Source organism: Marinobacter denitrificans (genome assembly GCF_008795955.1).
Taxonomy (GTDB): Bacteria; Pseudomonadota; Gammaproteobacteria; order Pseudomonadales; family Oleiphilaceae; genus Marinobacter; species Marinobacter denitrificans.
In genome coordinates this window covers 1,056,047-1,071,091 of record NZ_VMHN01000001.1, presented here as the reverse complement: position 1 = coordinate 1,071,091, position 15,045 = coordinate 1,056,047, and the positions used below count along the sequence as shown (strand labels likewise).

Sequence of the window (15,045 nt, the reverse complement as noted above, 5' to 3'; positions counted from 1 at the left end):
AAAAAGCCCGGCGAGACCGGGCTTTTTCTAGGGTTGTTCTGGCATCAGGTTCTGCCAGAGCTTTCCCGGGCGATAGCCCGATAGGCTATGTCCTTACGGAAGAAAGCCCCTTCCCACTGGATGCCGGCGGCGACCCTGTAGGCGCGCTGCTGGGCTTCAGTAACGGTCGTTCCGAGCGCTGTTGCGCAAAGTACGCGGCCACCGTTGGTAAGAACCTGCTCGCCGTTAAGCCGGGTACCCGCATGGAATACTTTCTCACCGTCGGATTCCGCCTCGGGAAGCCCGGTAATAGCATCTCCCTTGTTGTAGCTGCCGGGATAGCCACCCGCTGCCAGCACAATACCGACGGCCGGGCGGTCGTCCCAGTCTGAGCTGCACTGGTCGAGTTTGCCATCGATAGCTGCGCCGCAGAGCTCAACCAGATCGGATTTCATCCTCAGCATGATGGGCTGGGTTTCCGGATCACCAAAGCGGCAGTTGAACTCGATCACCTTGGGGGCGCCCTGCGCGTCGATCATCAGGCCGGCGTAGAGAAAGCCTTTATAAGGATGGCCTTCTGCGGCCATGCCGCGAACCGTCGGATAGATGACTTCATCCATGATGCGCTTGTGGACATCTGCGGTGACGACAGGGGCCGGAGAGTAGGCGCCCATGCCGCCGGTATTGGGACCGGTATCACCGTCGCCTACGCGCTTGTGGTCCTGGGAGGTGGCCATTGGCAACACGTGCTTACCATCTACCATCACGATGAAGCTGGCTTCCTCGCCTTCCAGGAACTCTTCGACGACCACCCGGCTGCCCGCATCACCAAATGCATTTCCGGCCAGCATATCGCGAATGGCGTCCTCTGCCTCCTCCAGGGTCATCGCTACGATGACGCCCTTACCGGCGGCCAGGCCGTCGGCTTTGACGACGATAGGGGCACCTTGCTTGCGCACGTACTCCAGTGCCTCATCGACATCCGTGAAGTTGCCGTAAGCCGCTGTGGGAATTTTCTGACGTTCCAGGAAGTCCTTGGTGAAGGCCTTGGAACCCTCCAGTTGAGCTGCGCCGGCACTGGGGCCGAACACCCTCAGGCCACGCTCCTCAAACAGGTCCACAATGCCGGCCACCAGGGGGGCCTCCGGCCCTACAATCGTAAGCCCAACGTTGTTGGCGGCGGCAAAATCCGCCAGGCCCTTGAGGTCCATCACGTCGATGTTGATGTTTTCCAGGCCTGGCTCGCGAGCGGTGCCGGCATTGCCAGGTGCGACAAACACCCGGTCTGCATCCGGGGACTGGGCGGCTTTCCAGGCGAGGGCGTGTTCGCGGCCGCCGGAGCCTATAACTAGAATGTTCATGGTCGGTTCCTGTCTGTCGGATTAGTGCCTGAAATGACGCATACCGGTAAAGACCATGGCAATGCCATGTTCATTCGCCGCGTCGATCACTTCCTGATCGCGCATGGAACCACCTGGCTGGATCACGGCAGTGATGCCCGCTTCAGCGGCGGCGTCGATGCCATCCCGGAACGGGAAGAACGCATCGGAAGCCATGACCGAGCCCTTCACCTCAAGGCCTTCGTCGGCGGCCTTGATGCCGGCAATTTTTGCGCTGTAGACCCGGCTCATCTGGCCAGCGCCTACACCAATGGTGCGGCCGGCCCTGGCATACACGATGGCATTGGATTTCACATACTTGGCTACTTCCCAGGCGAACAGCAGGTCATTCAGTTCCTGCTCGGACGGCTGGCGCTCGGTAACGACCTTCACGTCTTCCATGGCGACCATACCCAGATCCCGGTCCTGCACCAGCAGACCGCCGGTTACGCGTTTGTAATCCATGGATCTGGCGCGCTCGCCATCGAATTCGCCGCAGGCCAGCAGGCGCACGTTCTTTTTGGCAGCCACAAGTTCCAGTGCTTCCGGCGCTACGGTCGGGGCGATGATTACTTCCACGAACTGGCGGTCGATAATGGCTTTTGCGGTTTCCGCGTCCAGCTCACGGTTGAAGGCAATGATCCCGCCGAAGGCTGATGTCGGGTCAGTGGCAAAGGCCAGATCATAGGCCTGACGGATATCCGCGCCAATGGCCACACCGCAGGGATTGGCGTGCTTTACGATAACGCAGGCGGGGTCGGCGAACGGCTTGACGCACTCAAGGGCCGCATCGGTATCCGCCACGTTGTTGTAGGACAGTTCCTTGCCCTGTAGCTGTTTGGCGGTGGCAATACAGGCTTCGCGGGGATGCCGCTCGGTGTAGAAAGCTGCTCGCTGGTGCGGGTTTTCGCCATAGCGCATGTCCTGAACCTTCACGAACTGGCTGTTGAAGGTGCGGGGGAAATCCGCGTTGTCGTTGTCGGCGGTGCGTCCACCGAGGTAATTAGCAATCGCGCCGTCGTAGCCGGCAGTATGTTCGAAGGCCTTCACAGCGAGGTCGAAACGGGTCTTGTGGGTCAGTTGGCCATCGTTGGACTCCAGCTCTTTCAATACCCGGCTGTAATCCGCCGTGTTCACCACAATAGCGACATCATTGTGGTTCTTTGCCGCTGCACGAACCATGGTGGGCCCGCCGATATCGATGTTTTCAATCGCCGTTGCCAGGTCGCAATCGGGTTTCGCTACGGTTTCTTCAAAGGGATAGAGGTTCACAATGACCATGTCGATAGGGGCAATGCCGTGCTCTGCCATCACCGCGTCATCAGTGCCGCGCCGGCCCAGAATGCCGCCATGGATTTTCGGGTGGAGGGTTTTGACGCGACCATCCATCATCTCCGGGAAGCCAGTATGGTCACTGACCTCGGTGACAGGGACCTGGTTTTCTTTCAACAACCGGAAGGTGCCGCCGGTGGAGAGCAGTTCGATGCCGCGATCGGTCAATGCCCGACCAAATTCTACGATGCCGGTTTTATCGGACACGCTGATCAGCGCGCGACGGACGGGGGTATTAGCCTGATTTGCCATGGGTCACTTTTTTCTGCTGGGTATGAACGAATGAAGGCCTCGCGAATGTTGTCCGGGAGGCCCTCGTTTCAATCGGGTAGCTGGATTATAGCAGACCGTACTGCTTAAGCTTCTTGCGCAGGGTACCGCGGTTCAGGCCGAGCATGGTCGACGCCTTGGTCTGGTTGTTACGGGTGTACTTCATCACCTGCTCCAGCAGCGGTGCCTCTACTTCGGACAGCACCAGCTGGTAGACCTCGGTAACCGGGGCGCCATCAAGCTGCGCGAAATAGTTTTTCAGGGCAACTTCCACGCTGTCACGCAGAGTAACGGTGTTGCCGCTGCTGTTCACCGTCTGCAACTGATGAATGTCATCGTTGGCGGGTGCTGTCAGATTGTCATTAACCAAAGTCTCAGCCGTCATGCTGCGAATACCTCTCCATTTCGTAAGCCTGCAAAGTACTGTTGAATGCTGTCTTTCTGCTCCAGCGCGCAGTCGATGGCGTTGAAGCGTTTGCGGAATCGTTTGTCTTCGTCGTGGGACTGCAGGTACCAGCCCACATGTTTACGGGCGATGCGTACGCCCATGAGTTCGCCATAAAAGCCGTGCAGCGCTTCAAGGTGTTCGCTGAGCACCTGTTCCACCTCGTCTATCGGAGGTTCTGCCAGATGCCTGCCGGTTTCCAGAAAATGCAGAATCTCCCGGAAAATCCAGGGCCTGCCCTGGGCGCCGCGCCCAATCAGCAAGCCATCGGCACCGGTGTGGCTCAGTACATGCCTCGCCTGCTCCGGCGAGGTGATATCACCGTTGGCAAACACCGGAATTCCGACCCGGGATTTAACCTCGGCGATGGTGTCGTACTCCGCCTCGCCCTTGTACGCATCCGCACGGGTGCGTCCATGGATTGCCAGGGCCTGAATACCGGCATCTTCCGCCATACGGGCAATCAGTGGTGCGTTCCGGTGCTCCCGGTCCCATCCGGTTCGCATCTTCAGGGTTACCGGTATGTCCACTGCGGCCACAACGGCTTCCAGAATCTCCCGCACCAACGCTTCATCCTTCATCAGCGCGGAGCCGGCGGCCTTGTTGCACACCTTCTTGGCCGGGCAGCCCATATTGATATCGATGATCTGAGCGCCAAACTCGGCATTCAGTCTGGCGGCATTGGCCAGCATGTCAGGGTCGCCGCCGGCAATCTGCACCGACCGGGGTTCGGGCTCACCCTGATGGTTCATCCGTGTTCGTGACTTGCGTGTTTTCCAGAGTTTGCTGTCCGCAATGACCATTTCAGAGACTGCCAGCCCGGCACCCATACGCCGACAGAGCAGGCGAAAGGGGCGATCAGTTACACCGGCCATGGGCGCAACGATCAACGGGTTGGGCAGGGTGTACGGCCCGATTTTTGCCGTTGGCAGCATGGTCTGAGTCCGTGTCGCAGCGGGTTAAGCGAACGCCGGATCTGAATGGTTGCTCAATAAGTAACCGATTATGATCCGGAGGGCGGTAATGATACCGCCGGGAGAGATGCTATTGAAGGGGCGAAGTCATGAAAAAGTTGATTATTTTTCGTTCTTTCTGGTTGACTTTCAGGCAATTCGATGGCGGTCCCCACTCTTTGGCAAGTGAGGACTTGCTTACTCGGAATTGGCGCGAAAGGCGATATTGTAGTTCACCGCATCTCTGCCCGGGTCGCGGATATTAATGACGATTCTGACCGGCGTATCCGTTGGCATGGCCTCCAGTTCCCGGCCTTCCCCCGCAAGGTATTCGTCCGGTGTGAAGACGCTCTGGGCAACCACATCACCATTCAGGTTCGAGAAGGTCAGGGCTATGGCCGGAAAAGGTTGTTCGAAGGCTGCCCGGTTGATGATGACGGCATCGACTACCAACTGGCTGCGGTTGTCGGGGTTTGTTCTGACCACCAGTTTGCGGCTCTGGATGGCGTCAACATTCACCAGGGGCTTCAGCTCGCAACCAGCGATCTCGCAGCCTTTCTCATAGAAGGGGCGCAGTTCAGGAATTGAAGAAAGGCGATCAAACTGGAACCAGGTGACCTGTGCCACCAGAGCGCCGATCAGGGCCAGCACCACCAGAGTCCAGAGCGCTGTTCTGAGGCGCCCGCCGCCGTTGCCACCAACGGAAACAGGTTCTCTGCGAAGATTGGTGTACGGGGAGCTTGCCGCAGTCATGGGTTCGTCAACGAAGAATTCTTCTGGCTCGTCGGCCTGTTTCAGGCTCAGTTCTTCCCGTTCTGGGGGCGCCTTGGCAGGGTGGGGCTGCGATGGTGTGTGCTCTTCCGTGGGTTCTTCTTCCTTCTTCTCGGCTGAAAAACCCGATATCTGAGGCTCTGGCGGCTCCTCAGGCTGCTTCTCTGGCTGGTCCTCAACTGGCTGTGGGGCAGGCTCGGGTTTGCGCGCCGGGGTATCGTCGGAGAGCATCGCCTCCGCCCAGCTTTCGTCTATTGTTTCCTGGTTGTCGTCGTCTTCGCTCTCGAAGCTGCCGGTCCTGGCTTCATTGACGGTACGGAAACTGTCGCTCAGTTCGTCATCGGAAAACGTCAGTTTGGTACCGGCGTAGGGGCCTTCAGCGGCATCTTCTTCCGGATTATCGGCGAAAATCAGGTCGTCATCTGCGGTGAAGTTCTGTTCTGATTGGGGCGCCTGTTTTTCTGCAACTGGGGAAGGGGGCGTGGTTTCTGCGCCGGATGTACCACCTTTGACCTGGTGTTCCACCGCATTGAACACCGCCATGCAGTTGCCGCAGCGCACTTTGCCGCCGGCTACGCTAAGCTGGGCGTCGGTTACCCGAAAGCGGGTTTCGCATTTCGGGCATCGTGTCTGCAGGCTGCTTTGGGTCATGCTTCATTCCTGTAAGCGACGTCGCTACGAGTCACGGAGTTTAGTAGGTTCAGCCGTTTCCGTCACCTCTCGTTGCGCCGTCCTGTGAGCCGTATCCACTCTTCACGCTGTTCCGGTTCGTCCATGACAAACCAGGGTTCGTAAGCTTCCATGACTTCCCTGGCCTGGTTGGAGAGTATGCCGGATAACACGATATCGCCACCGGGCCTGATCATCGCAGCCAGCCTGGGTGCCAGGCCGATCAGGGGCTGGGCAAGAATGTTGGCCAGCATGATATCTGCCATCGCGTCGGGTTCATCCGCAGGCAGGAACAGATCAAGCCGGTCTTCTTCAACCCGGTTGCGGCGTGCATTCTCGCGGCTGGCTTCCAGTGCCTGGGGATCGGTGTCCACGCCGATGACGTGGTCAGCACCAAGCAACAGGGCGGCAAGGCCGAGAATGCCCGAGCCACAACCGTAGTCGATCACCTGACATGAGGAAACGTCGTGGCCGTCCAGCCATTCCAGGCAAAGGGCCGTGGTGGGGTGGGTGCCAGTGCCAAAGGCCAGCCCCGGATCCAGCAGCAGATTGGCCGCGTGAGGATCGGGAGCGTCGTGCCAGCTGGGCACGATCCATAGTCGCTCGCCGAAACGGAGTGGCTTGAAGTCCTCCATCCACTCCCGTTCCCAGTCCTTGTCTTCCACCAGGGTGACGTCGATGTCTGGCAGTGATTGTTGTGTCTGCTGGTGCCAGGCATCCTTGACCGCGGCGCAAAGCTCTTCGATGTCCCGTTCCGAGCCGAACAGTCCGGTCACGTTGGTCTGGTGCCATAGCGGAGTCGTGCCGGGGTCGGGCTCATAAAGTGGCTGGTCGGCGGCATCTTCCATGGAGACGGCTTCGGCGCCCATCTCCATAAGCAGATCCTCAAGCTGATCCGCGTTGTCGGGATCAGCAGGGATCTGTAATTGTATCCAGGGCATGTTGGTGTCCTGTCGGGTAGACGAGTCAACTGTACGGGTCAGTCCCGTATCAGCTTTTCCAGGTAGTGAATGGTGAAGTCTACCTGTTTGAAGCCACCATCGCGTATCAGTTTCCGGTGTAGCGCCTGATTGGTCTTGATGCCCTCGACAAGCAGTTCGTCCAGCGCGTTCTTCATGCGGCGACGGGCAATTTCCCGATCATCACCCCAGGTGATCAGCTTGGCCACCATGGAGTCGTAGAACGGTGGTACGGTGTAGCCGCTGTAGAGGTGCGAGTCTACCCGGATGCCGTTGCCTCCAGGGGCATGGAAGTGCTTGACCGTGCCCGGGCTGGGCACGAAGGTTTTCGGGTCTTCGGCGTTGATGCGGCATTCCAGCGCGTGGCCGGAAATCTTGATGTCGTCCTGGGTGTATTGCAGAGGCAGGCCGCTGGCAATGCGCAACTGCTCACGAACGATGTCCACGCCGGTCACCATCTCCGACACAGGGTGCTCCACCTGAACCCGGGTATTCATCTCGATGAAGTAGAACGCACCGTCCTGGTACAGGAACTCGAACGTGCCCGCTCCCACATAGCCGATTTTCTTACAGGCATCGACACAGGCTTTCAGGGTAACTTCCCTGGCTTCCGGATCAATGTTGGGCGCAGGCGCTTCTTCCAGAACCTTCTGGTGCCGGCGCTGCATGGAGCAGTCCCGGTCTCCCAGGTGAATCACGTTGCCGTGGGTGTCTGCCAGTACCTGAACCTCCACGTGGCGGGGCCGCTCCAGGTATTTTTCGAGATACACCGTGGCATCGCCAAAGGTATTCTTGGCTTCGCTCTGTGTGATCTGCACGCTTTTCAGCAGCGCTGCTTCGGAGTGGACGACCTGCATGCCACGGCCACCGCCACCGGATGCTGCCTTGATGATCACCGGGTAGCCGATTCGCCTCGCCACTTCCAGAGTGCGCTCGTCATCATCGGTGATCGGGCCGTCGGAGCCCGGAACAGTGGGAACGCCGGCTTCGATCATGGAATTGATGGCCGAGACCTTGTTGCCCATCAGGCGAATGGTTTCAGCCCTGGGGCCGATGAAGCGAAATCCGCTTTTCTCAACCTGTTCGGCAAAGTCCGCGTTCTCCGCCAGGAAGCCATAACCGGGATGAATGCCGACGGAATCCGTCACTTCTGCCGCACTGATAATCGCTGGGATGTTCAGGTAGCTTTCAGTAGCGCTGTTGGGGCCGATGCAGACAGATTCATCCGCCAGGCGCACATGCATCAGCTCGCGGTCAATCTGCGAGTGGACAGCGACGGTCTTGATGCCCAGCTCCTTGCAGGCTCGCAGGATGCGCAGGGCGATCTCGCCGCGGTTTGCGATCAGAACTTTTTCTAACATAGCCATGAGGGTATCACCGGGTTCAGGAAATGATGATCAGTGGCTGGTCGAATTCGACCGGCTGCCCGTTCTCTACCAGGATCTCGGCGATGGTACCGCTCTTGTCCGCCTCAATCTGGTTCATCATCTTCATGGCTTCCACAATGCACACCACATCACCGGCCTTCACGGACTGCCCGACTTCCACGAACGACTTGGCCGTGGGCGAGGGCGAACGGTAGAAGGTGCCCACCATCGGCGACTTCACAGCATGGCCGGAGGGCTCCGCAGACTTGGCGGGCTCATCGGTGGCCTGTGTGGACGGCTGCGGGTACGCCGCGGGTTGGGGTGCCGGAGATGGGTACTGGGCCATGTACTGCGGCGCAGCCAATTGTTCACGACGGCGAGAAATGCGAACGGAATCATCACCCTCGTGAATTTCCAGCTCCTCGACGTCGGATTCCTCCAGCAGCTCGATAAGTTTCTTGATCTTGCGAATGTCCATAGTCAGTCCGATCCCGTTTAATCAGTTCTATCGATGAATTCGTTGCAGGGCAGCTTCGAGTGCGAGGTCGTACCCCTGGCTGCCCAGCCCGCAGATAACGCCTTCGGCGATATCAGAAAAATAGGAGTGATGGCGGAAAGCTTCCCGCGCATGCACGTTGGAAAGATGTACTTCAATAAACGAAATGCCCGATGCCAGCATGGCATCCCGCAGTGCAACACTGGTGTGAGTGAATGCCGCCGGGTTGATAATGATAAAATCCACCCCTTCCGATCTGGCTTCATGAATCCGCTCAATCAGCTCATATTCCGCGTTTGACTGTAAATGTAGCAGGTGATGGCCACTTTCGGCGGCTTTCCGGTGTAATCGTTCATCAATGTCGGCCAGTGTCTCTTGGCCATAGACCTCCGGCTCGCGGGTTCCGAGCATGTTCAGGTTGGGTCCATGGAGGACGAGTATAGTCGCCATGATTGCATCTGCCTTGCTGACTTATTTACAGGATCGCCGACTTTAGCGACATTTTCAGTCAATGGTGCGTGCTTGAGGCCTTCAGATCAACACTTTTTGACATTCCGCTTTGTGTCGAAAAGTATCTTGGCAACAAGAGCGCGATCTTTTCCTACTGCCCGCCCATTGTCGTGAACGATAAGAGAGAGCGCTATAAGACGTTGGTTTCATGTTCGGTTTTTGCCGTATGCGAACACGGCCGGAGTTATACCTCTCCGGTACGCCGGATTTACTCCCTAAGTTCAACCTGATCAACGCCATGGTGGCCTGTCGAAGCTGCGCCAGGCGGCACACAATGGTGAACTCAGAGGCCTGCACGCCCAGGGAGGAGTCATGCGAGATACCGAGATCTGCCGAAAATTACTGCAACTGGAGGAGCCGTGGAATGTTGACCGGGTGAAGGTCGATGTTCAGGCCAGGGAGCTCCATGCCTATCTGGTGGCTGGCAAGTCCTGGTTTGGCCGGCCTTCCTTTGGACGTCCCAAAATGCGGTGGCGCCACGCCAACGTCGGCGCCTTCAAGACCTTCATTCACGCGACGCTCCCGGATGATCCGGAACAGCGTCCGGAATCGCCATTTCTGGGTCAGGTAGACAGCGACTTTACCCACGGCCTGGCGCAGCGTGTCGTCGAATGCCTGAGGGCCGGGCTGGGCTATCGACAGGTCTGCAATCTGCTGGAAATAGATGTCTACCTGGCCTGGCAGATACGTCATGCGATCGGTGAAGGACAGTTGAGTGAAGAAGGCAAGCTGCTGGATCAGGGCACGAATGAGTCTTCGCCACGCCAGATTCCGCCAACCGGTGACCCGGTCTGGTTTCGCCTGCTGGAATCGGAAGAAGCCATAGACATTCATTTGCTGGGGCTTCGATTGCTGCTGGCACGGTGCCGTCAGGAGTTTCCGGCACTGTCCAGCAACGACGCGAAAATCATGAGGGTTAATACGGTGCGCCGATTCTTCATCAAGCATGAAAAGCAGCTCGACCATGAAATATCCCAGTTGCTGGAGATGAGGCGCGGTAGCCAGGCAGGAGCTGAATCATGAACACCCGGGCAAACGGAGGGCTGATGTCTGTGGCAGGTGCCGCGGAACTGATTGAACGGGGAATGGCGCTAACGATCGCCGGTGAGGCGTCGCTTCTCGGCCAATTGCCCCGGGGGCTGTGGATCGGTGGCACCACGCCGTATTTCATGACCGCTGATGGTGGCCAGTGCCGGAGGGACGCGGTTTTCGTACAGTGCCTGGATACTGAGGAGGTATCGGTTGCCAGTTATGGCAAGGATACCCTCGCGAATGTACTGGAAGATGCGCCTGAGAATGGGTACTCGATCATTATCCTGCCGGCAGGAAGTCCGGTGCTGGAAGTTTACGCTCACCACGCACCAGACTTCCCCGATATGTTCATCAAACCAATTGTGGGGTGGGTTTCAGGTGTCCACCTTGATGAACTGGGGCAAAGCAGCGCAGCGGTCATTGATGGGCGGAGTGGGGAGCTCCATACCGATAAGGCAGTGGTACTGCACGCGCGGCTTCCTGAGGGCAGTTCAGCCGTGGTGCATGCGGTCAACCTGTTCGAACCCGGGTTTGGGCCGGAGCTGACATTCGGGGCTACCAGCGACTCTCTCAGTGAGTGCAGTGTGGACGGTGCGGTTGGCAACCTGGCGGACGTTATTACCGCCCATGAAAGCGACCATAGGCTGCCCCTGGTGGCGGACTACTGTGGGACGATGGTCAATGTGAGTATTCAGTCAGTAGACGAAGCGCAAGGCAGGGTAAAACTCTATGCGCCAGTGTTTGAAGGTGTCCGTTACCACTTCGCCAGGCCGGTGGCTGATTATCCCGCCAAGTTTATGGCTGCGATGCCTACCTACCCGGGTAATCTGGTATTTGGCTGCAATTGCATCCTGAACTACCTTCATTCCGGTCTCGAGGGCAGGAAAACAGCGCAGCTGACGGGGCCGATCACCTTTGGCGAGGTGGCGTATCAACTGTTGAACCAGACCGCTGTTTTTCTCACCGTCGAACATGACGACTGAGCTGGAAGGGCTTAGTCGCCGGCAGCCGTAACGCAGTTCCGTCCCTGCTCCTTCGAGCGGTAAAGCGCCCTGTCTGCCCGTTCACACAACGCCTGGGACGTGTCGCCTTTCCAGGCGGCAACACCGCAACTGAAAGTGACGTTGAACTCACGGTCGCCCGCGGGCTGAAGCAGTTCAGAGAAGCGTTCACGGATTTCATTCAGTACGTTGCGGGCATCGCTTTCCCGGGTGTCCGGAAGGATGATGGCGAATTCCTCGCCCCCATACCGGCCTATGTGATCGGTCTTGCGCAGGCGCTGCTTGAGGAACATGGACAGGCTGCGGAGCACACGGTCGCCAATGGGGTGCCCGAAGGTGTCATTCACTTTTTTGAAGTAATCAATGTCGATCATCGCAAAGCAGAGCGGCTGGTCTTTCTGTCGGCACTTCACGATCTCCTGATCCAGCAGATGCAGGGTGTGGGTGTGGTTGAACAGGCCGGTCAGGCTGTCGCGGATCATCAATGCCAGCAACGAGCGGGCCCGCCGGCCCCGGTTATGGATGGTGGCAATCAGGTGTTTCGGATCGATAGGTTTGGTGAGGAAGTCGTCACCTCCCAGGCTCATGGCATGGAGTTGCTTGCTGACATCCTCCTCGGCAGACAGGTAAATGATGGGGACGCTGTGGAAGCGGTCCTGCTGGCGAATGACCCGCGCAATCTCCATGCCGGTGCAGCCGGGCATGTACATGTCCAGAATAATGATCTCTGGTGAGAAAGATTCCAGTGCGTGGATGATGTCCATGGGGTTGGTGATGATATGGGCATTCATGCCGGCTTTTTTGAGCACCGTTTCCATGAACTTGGCCTGGGCGCGAGAGTCATCCAGCACCAGTACCTTGTAGGGTTCTACCGTGTTGCCGTGTGTGTACGTTTCGATCTTCTCGATCAGCTGGCCCGGGTCTACGGCCGGATAGAAAAACTCCTCGCCACCACAGCGGGAAGCCCGCAACCGGGTTTCAATGGTGCCATCCTCATCGCTCATGAAAATAATGGGAATGGGGGTGTCGTGACGCTCCTGCAGTCGCTCGATCGTGGCAATGCCACTGAGTGGTTCGCCGCCGTAGTTGACGTCCATCAGGATGGTTTCTGGCTTGTGGAGGGCGCAGGCTTCTATGAGTTTTTCCGACGTGTGGAATGCGGACGCGCGGAAACCGAAAAACTCGAGCTGGCGAATGAGCCGGCCGGCCATTTCCTCGCTCGACAGCGCTATATAGACCGGGGTGCGACGGTACTGCTGGGGAGCTTCGCTGGCGGTCTGGTCTGTGCGCCGGAGGGTGCACCGGGAGAGCTGTTCAATGGCATCCTGCAGTTTGCGGTCAAGGCCCTCTGGCAGGGCCTCGCCTTCGGGCCACTCGCTAATAAGCTCGAACACTTTCTGCCCTGACTCAGCATGGCTCGCCATTTCGAATCGTTTGGCGTAGCGAACCAGCTTGTCGGCCGCTCTGGCAAAGTCAGCCCTGAACGCGGCAGACTCGCTGATATCTTCGTGGACTTTCTGCCAAGTATCCAGGACAACGCGCGCCTGGGTTGTGACCCGGCGGGCAAAATGCTGCCTGAGTTTGTCTTTCTGGCTTTCGTCGTTCATTGTGCTCCGGCCTGTATTTTTTCGTTCCTGGCCGCCCGTCTCCATTACAGGCAGATATTTTCAACATTAGTCGTTTTGCAGAGTCTATAGTGTTTAATGTTGTCGGCGTAGGTGACTCTATGTAAATGTTTGTCAACTATGCGGTTCAGGTCACATCAGTTCCCCGGTAACCGTTCTTCCAGGCAGGGGTTGCCTCTTATGGCACGGATGCAGAAAACAGTACAATTTGCCCGGCAGCGGGGAGTGATCACCCTGCGCAGCCTGCTTTTGCTGTTTACCGGCGGGCTGCTGCTGCTGTTACTGGTCGCTGCAGTGAGTGTGAGCTTCGATCGTTTCCGGGATTACATGACCGATCAGCTTCGCGGGCACTCCCAGGATGGCGCCACCGCTATCGGTCTTTCCCTTTCCAATGCTATCGACGGTCGCGATCCTGTGGCCGCTTCGTCCCTGGTTGACGCCGTGTTTGACAGTGGTCGTTACCTGTCCGTGGTTTACCTCGATAACGAAGGCGAGGAAATTGCCGGCAGGGAGGCCACCCTTAATGACGTCCGTGCACCAGGCTGGTTTGTCTCTCTGGCCGACTTGCCCCTGCCCACCGGGGAGGCGGAGGTGGTGCGAGGCTGGAGCCGACTGGGTAAGGTCAGGGTGGTCAGCCATCCCGGCCGGGCCTATGAGGATCTTTGGAGGGTGACTCTCGGTACGGTGGCCGGTTCTGTGCTGGTCGCCGGAGCCGGCCTGGTAGGCCTGTTCTGGATGATGACACGCCTGCTGCGGCCGCTCAGGGCTGTGGAAATACAGGCCAGGGCCCTAGGACGGCGTGATTTCCGCCGCAGGGTGGATATCACATCTACCCGTGAGCTTAATCAGGTTACCCGTGCCATGAACCAGATGGCGGATGATCTTGGCCAGTTGTTCGAGGGTCAGGCCAAGCTCATTCAGCATCTGCGCAAGGTCAATAACGAAGACAGTGTGACCGGGCTGGCCAGCCGCCGCGCCTTCGAGCAAAGGCTCAAGGTGGAGGTGGAATCCGAGGAGCGCGCCGCGCCAGGCGTTCTGTTTCTGCTCCAGTTGGCGGGTTTTGCCCAATATAACCAGAGCTATGGCCGCGAAGAGGCGGATCGCCTGCTCGTCCGCATTGGTGACGCCCTTAGCGTTTTTACCCGCCGTCACAGTGACTCCTTTGCCGGGCGGCTGAGTGGTGCCGGGTTTGCGGTCTTTCTGCCCGGCGTTTCCCGGGCCGACGGTGTCATATGGTGTCGCCAGTTGTTGGACGAACTCGACGGCATCTATGCAGATTTCTCGGCGCAGAGCGGCGTTTCTATTCACGCGGGTATTGCCCAGGCTGCGGGGAATCAGAAGGTTCGTGACCTGATGGCCGCTGCCGACGAGGCGCTTCGTCAGGCCCAGGCGGAAGAGGCCTCCGCGTGCCACGCCGCAGATACCGACCGGCTTGAACACTACAACAGTGAGACCTGGCGTGCGATCATCAAGCAGGCTGTCCGGGATGGCTGGTTGTCGCTCTGGCTGCAGCCAATGGTTCGCAAGGACGACGGCAGCGTACTGTTCCATCAGGTATTCTCCCGCATGAAGACGCCCGATGGCTGGGTGAAGGCAAACATCTTTGTGCCCATGGCAGAGCGGTTTGGTCTGACCCCTGATATAGACCGTTGGGTTCTGACACGCTCGCTCGCGTTGTTGCGGGAGCAGCCGGATGAGCGACTGGCAATGACGCTGGGCGTGGTGTCGGTGACCAGCGAGGGCTTCCGGAAGGCGCTTCTGGAGGAATTGGCGAAGGCGGGGCCGGAACGCCAGCGGTTGCAGATTGGCGTGTCCGAACAGGCTGTGCACCATCACCGTGTTCAGGTTGGGCTTCTGGTCCGTGCCCTGAACCGCCTGGAAGTGCCGGTGATCGTCGACCGCTTCGGGGTTGGCGGCGTACCCTTCAGTTACCTGAGAAATCTGAGATTCCAGGCTCTGCGTATTGATAGCAGCTTCATCCACGACATCGACACGCACGAAGACAATCGGTTCTATCTTGAATCCGTGGCCACCATAGCGCGCAGCAGGGGCGTGAGGGTGTATGTTACCGGTGTGGAGACGGAGAGTGAGTACTCGGCGCTGGGCGGCATCGGTATTGATGGCGCAATGGGGTATCATCTGGGTCGCCCATTCGAGGCGGGACAGTAAGGCGGCATCGCCGCCGCAAATTGCATATGGCCCGCCCATGCGTCATGGTAACTGAAGCTCCCGGGTGGGCAGGCCAGATACAACGACA

The 15,045-nt window shown here is 58.4% G+C and carries 13 protein-coding genes; 3 read left to right on the top strand and 10 right to left on the bottom strand.

From position 1 onward, the window contains the following. Positions 1-44 precede the first annotated feature (44 nt). From purD to aroQ, 9 genes are all read right to left on the bottom strand, one after another. Positions 45-1,340 carry a phosphoribosylamine--glycine ligase gene (purD, locus tag FO268_RS04995; protein WP_150990361.1) on the bottom strand — a complete coding sequence of 432 codons (1,296 nt, stop codon included), beginning with the start codon at positions 1,338-1,340 and terminating at the stop codon, positions 45-47. A gap of 21 nt (positions 1,341-1,361) precedes the next feature. Continuing rightward, the gene (purH, locus tag FO268_RS04990; RefSeq protein ID WP_150990359.1) at positions 1,362-2,942 is read right to left on the bottom strand and encodes a bifunctional phosphoribosylaminoimidazolecarboxamide formyltransferase/IMP cyclohydrolase; all 1,581 of its coding nucleotides are present in this window, start codon (positions 2,940-2,942) and stop codon (positions 1,362-1,364) included. A gap of 85 nt (positions 2,943-3,027) precedes the next feature. Beyond that, the gene (fis, locus tag FO268_RS04985) at positions 3,028-3,345 is read right to left on the bottom strand and encodes a DNA-binding transcriptional regulator Fis (RefSeq protein WP_137436028.1); all 318 of its coding nucleotides are present in this window, start codon (positions 3,343-3,345) and stop codon (positions 3,028-3,030) included. Continuing rightward, positions 3,342-4,340, bottom strand: a complete 999-nt coding sequence (gene dusB, locus FO268_RS04980) for a tRNA dihydrouridine synthase DusB (protein WP_150990357.1) — start codon at positions 4,338-4,340, stop codon at positions 3,342-3,344. The genes fis and dusB overlap by 4 nt, the downstream gene beginning before the upstream one ends. A 216-nt stretch (positions 4,341-4,556) precedes the next feature. Next, positions 4,557-5,780, bottom strand: a complete 1,224-nt coding sequence (locus tag FO268_RS04975) for a DUF3426 domain-containing protein (RefSeq protein ID WP_150990355.1) — start codon at positions 5,778-5,780, stop codon at positions 4,557-4,559. Between the two features lie 62 nt (positions 5,781-5,842). After that, the gene (gene prmA, locus FO268_RS04970; RefSeq protein WP_150990353.1) at positions 5,843-6,739 is read right to left on the bottom strand and encodes a 50S ribosomal protein L11 methyltransferase; all 897 of its coding nucleotides are present in this window, start codon (positions 6,737-6,739) and stop codon (positions 5,843-5,845) included. 38 nt (positions 6,740-6,777) lie between these two features. Then, positions 6,778-8,124, bottom strand: a complete 1,347-nt coding sequence (gene accC / locus FO268_RS04965; RefSeq protein ID WP_150990351.1) for an acetyl-CoA carboxylase biotin carboxylase subunit — start codon at positions 8,122-8,124, stop codon at positions 6,778-6,780. Positions 8,125-8,140: 16 nt separating this feature from the next. Next, a complete protein-coding gene (accB, locus tag FO268_RS04960; protein WP_150990349.1) occupies positions 8,141-8,602 on the bottom strand; it encodes an acetyl-CoA carboxylase biotin carboxyl carrier protein in 462 nt (153 codons plus the stop codon). A 27-nt stretch (positions 8,603-8,629) separates the two neighbouring features. Next, on the bottom strand, positions 8,630-9,070 hold the full coding sequence (gene aroQ / locus FO268_RS04955; RefSeq protein ID WP_150990348.1) for a type II 3-dehydroquinate dehydratase: 441 nt from the start codon (positions 9,068-9,070) through the stop codon (positions 8,630-8,632). Positions 9,071-9,442: 372 nt separating this feature from the next. On the opposite strand from aroQ, the gene FO268_RS04950 reads away from it, so the two are divergent. Together FO268_RS04950 and FO268_RS04945 are read left to right on the top strand one after the other, a co-directional pair. Further along, on the top strand, positions 9,443-10,153 hold the full coding sequence (locus tag FO268_RS04950) for a hypothetical protein (RefSeq protein WP_150990346.1): 711 nt from the start codon (positions 9,443-9,445) through the stop codon (positions 10,151-10,153). Continuing rightward, on the top strand, positions 10,150-11,145 hold the full coding sequence (locus tag FO268_RS04945) for a DUF6976 family protein (RefSeq protein WP_150990344.1): 996 nt from the start codon (positions 10,150-10,152) through the stop codon (positions 11,143-11,145). Before FO268_RS04950 ends, FO268_RS04945 begins: the two co-directional genes overlap by 4 nt. Positions 11,146-11,156: 11 nt before the next feature. On the opposite strand, the gene FO268_RS04940 is transcribed toward FO268_RS04945, so the two are convergent. After that, the gene (locus tag FO268_RS04940; RefSeq protein WP_150990342.1) at positions 11,157-12,770 is read right to left on the bottom strand and encodes a diguanylate cyclase; all 1,614 of its coding nucleotides are present in this window, start codon (positions 12,768-12,770) and stop codon (positions 11,157-11,159) included. Between the two features lie 198 nt (positions 12,771-12,968). On the opposite strand from FO268_RS04940, the gene FO268_RS04935 reads away from it, so the two are divergent. Then, positions 12,969-14,957, top strand: a complete 1,989-nt coding sequence (locus FO268_RS04935) for an EAL domain-containing protein (RefSeq protein ID WP_150990340.1) — start codon at positions 12,969-12,971, stop codon at positions 14,955-14,957. The last annotated feature ends 88 nt before the right edge of the window (positions 14,958-15,045 follow it).

What these genes read in the sequence shown, in the direction of transcription:
- purD (WP_150990361.1), bottom strand. Translation starts at nt 1,340, where the DNA reads ATGAACATTCTAGTTATAGGCTCCGGCGGCCGCGAACACGCCCTCGCC.
- purH (WP_150990359.1), bottom strand. Translation starts at nt 2,942, where the DNA reads ATGGCAAATCAGGCTAATACCCCCGTCCGTCGCGCGCTGATCAGCGTG.
- fis (WP_137436028.1), bottom strand. Translation starts at nt 3,345, where the DNA reads ATGACGGCTGAGACTTTGGTTAATGACAATCTGACAGCACCCGCCAAC.
- dusB (WP_150990357.1), bottom strand. Translation starts at nt 4,340, where the DNA reads ATGCTGCCAACGGCAAAAATCGGGCCGTACACCCTGCCCAACCCGTTG.
- FO268_RS04975 (WP_150990355.1), bottom strand. Translation starts at nt 5,780, where the DNA reads ATGACCCAAAGCAGCCTGCAGACACGATGCCCGAAATGCGAAACCCGC.
- prmA (WP_150990353.1), bottom strand. Translation starts at nt 6,739, where the DNA reads ATGCCCTGGATACAATTACAGATCCCTGCTGATCCCGACAACGCGGAT.
- accC (WP_150990351.1), bottom strand. Translation starts at nt 8,124, where the DNA reads ATGGCTATGTTAGAAAAAGTTCTGATCGCAAACCGCGGCGAGATCGCC.
- accB (WP_150990349.1), bottom strand. Translation starts at nt 8,602, where the DNA reads ATGGACATTCGCAAGATCAAGAAACTTATCGAGCTGCTGGAGGAATCC.
- aroQ (WP_150990348.1), bottom strand. Translation starts at nt 9,070, where the DNA reads ATGGCGACTATACTCGTCCTCCATGGACCCAACCTGAACATGCTCGGA.
- FO268_RS04950 (WP_150990346.1), top strand. Translation starts at nt 9,443, where the DNA reads ATGCGAGATACCGAGATCTGCCGAAAATTACTGCAACTGGAGGAGCCG.
- FO268_RS04945 (WP_150990344.1), top strand. Translation starts at nt 10,150, where the DNA reads ATGAACACCCGGGCAAACGGAGGGCTGATGTCTGTGGCAGGTGCCGCG.
- FO268_RS04940 (WP_150990342.1), bottom strand. Translation starts at nt 12,770, where the DNA reads ATGAACGACGAAAGCCAGAAAGACAAACTCAGGCAGCATTTTGCCCGC.
- FO268_RS04935 (WP_150990340.1), top strand. Translation starts at nt 12,969, where the DNA reads ATGGCACGGATGCAGAAAACAGTACAATTTGCCCGGCAGCGGGGAGTG.